This is a genomic window from Trichocoleus sp. FACHB-591 (assembly GCF_014695845.1).
GTDB lineage: Bacteria > Cyanobacteriota > Cyanobacteriia > FACHB-46 > FACHB-46 > Trichocoleus.
The window spans coordinates 1-1,950 of record NZ_JACJPA010000090.1; the positions used below are offsets into that span (position 1 = coordinate 1).

Genomic DNA, 1,950 nt, shown 5'->3' on the forward strand with positions numbered 1-1,950 from the left:
CTCTCTAACAAAGCCTCAAACTCTTTGGGGGTGAGCCCGGTTAAACTACACAAGGTCTGCGGTTTGGTTCGTAGTTCCGCATATGTCATTTTCATCTACCGACCTCATTCCAGGTGCACGGTATAATTCTAAGTCCTAATTTCCGATAAGGTTTATTGGATCGCGATCTTGATTGGTAATGCCATAGTGATTCGCATCTTCAATCGCAATCAATGCTTTTGGTGTATCTTGAACGTTCCATACGTTGACTAATACATCGGACTGCCTAAAGCGTTCCAGTTCTGCTGCAACTGCCGCTTGCACCTGTAATGAACCATGTTTTCTACGTCATTTGTCTATCTCCGTTATTGCCTTATCCTTTCATTGCTCTTCTGGCATGAGTTCATCATAGGCTTTAGAAAGAGAGGTCTGAATACATAAACTTCGCAGATTATTGCCTAATTTTCTCAATCAGCAGGATGGTGTTCAAGAAAATTTTCTATAATAGGCGTAGTAAAACGATGAGAGGGATGTCTCACGATATGCCACTCTCGCGGAGGACCCGGTATGGCAGATAAATCCCTAAAGCGCGAGACCACGATTGATGCTTGTCAGGAACTGGCGAAATTAGTGACTCGCCACACGGATGGCAAGGGGAACGGTATCCATTCAACGGCGATCGCTCAGTTGGAATTTATGAGGGAATCTGCGGCTCCGACAGAACTCTGCACGGTGTATGAACCGACGCTTTGCATTATTCTTCAGGGTAAAAAAGAAACTTTACTGGGCCAGGAAACCTATCACTATGGGACGGCTCAATACATTGTTGTCACGGTCGATCTGCCGCTCAGCGGAAATATTGTTGAAGCAACAGTGGATAAGCCGTATCTATGTTTTAAGCTAAGCCTGGACACGACTGGACTTTGGGATATTATTGACCAAATTCAGCGCCGACGAGATCAAAAAGAAAGTTCAGTGAGAGGCTTATTCGTCAGCGATGCAAATGCCCCGTTGATTGAGTGTGCTACCAGGCTCACACGGCTTCTCGATACGCCCGAGGATATTCCCTTCCTAGCACCGATAATGATTCGCGAAATCTATTACCGTCTATTAATGGGCGACCAGAGCGAAGCGGTTTGGCAGATTGCGACCTCTGGCAGCCAGATGCAGCGCATTGCAGAGGTGATTAACCAGATCAAAGCTGAGTTTACAAAGCCACTGAGCATAGATGATTTGGCAAAGCAAGCAAGGATGTCTTCTGCATCATTTCATCGGCACTTCAAGGCAGTGACCTCAATGAGTCCGTTGCAATATCAAAAGCAGTTGAGGTTATTGGAAGCCCGCCGTCTGATGCTGGCTGAAGATGTGGATGCAACTCGTGCGGCGTATCAAGTTGGTTATGAGAGTCCTTCTCAGTTCAATCGCGAATATTCCCGCATGTTTGGTGCGTCACCGAAGAAGAATGTTGATCGTTTACGAGTTGCCTGAGTATTGCCTGTTCAGCTAGCGCTGAGATTACCGTTAAGGCGAGTAGCTCGGTACATAACAATTCTGCCGTTAGCTTTGCTCTCACAAAGTTCCAAGAATTCAAAATTTTGGGTAGTGTTCTAGACCTGTGGAAGTAGTCAAACGGCTCAACCAAACTCATGGCGATTAATGAACAATCCAATGACAACATCCTGTAGCCAGATGGATTTGGAGAAACAAATCGTTTTACGAGCTAAGCGCTTAATCCGAGTTCTCAAGGTCAAATGCTTGCGCTCAATCTTCTGAGTGTTGACTTTGCCCACCGTGTGCTTGTTCGAGACACGATCTTTTTTTTAATTCTTCAATCACTGTTGTGAGGCTAATCCTGAGCACTCGCGCCGTAGCCCGGATACCGCTCCCATTGATTGCTATCTCACTAACCCTCATTCATCACTCTAGCGAGAGTAAGATCAACATAGATGCGCTTGCTTGAGGTGCCTGTGA

General features: G+C 46.0%; 3 protein-coding genes and 1 pseudogene. 1 reads left to right on the forward strand and 3 read right to left on the reverse strand.

Going from position 1 to position 1,950, the window contains the following annotated elements:
* Nucleotides 1–135: 135 nt before the first annotated feature.
* Complete coding sequence (locus H6F90_RS16435) at nt 136–303, reverse strand: hypothetical protein (protein WP_190553465.1); 168 nt, start codon at nt 301–303, stop codon at nt 136–138.
* A 243-nt stretch (nt 304–546) separates the two neighbouring features.
* Here H6F90_RS16435 and H6F90_RS16440 point away from each other — a divergent pair, with 243 nt between their 5' ends.
* On the forward strand, nt 547–1,467 hold the full coding sequence (locus H6F90_RS16440) for an AraC family transcriptional regulator (protein WP_190553466.1): 921 nt from the start codon (nt 547–549) through the stop codon (nt 1,465–1,467).
* Between the two features lie 146 nt (nt 1,468–1,613).
* Here H6F90_RS16440 and H6F90_RS16445 read toward each other — a convergent pair.
* Both H6F90_RS16445 and H6F90_RS31575 read right to left on the reverse strand, forming a co-directional pair.
* Nucleotides 1,614–1,778, reverse strand: a pseudogene (locus tag H6F90_RS16445) (IS1 family transposase); the annotation flags it as partial.
* Nucleotides 1,741–1,893, reverse strand: coding sequence for an IS1-like element transposase (locus tag H6F90_RS31575; RefSeq protein WP_190553467.1), 153 nt, complete (start codon nt 1,891–1,893; stop codon nt 1,741–1,743). The gene H6F90_RS31575 and the pseudogene H6F90_RS16445, both read right to left, overlap by 38 nt.
* Nucleotides 1,894–1,950: the final 57 nt, after the last annotated feature.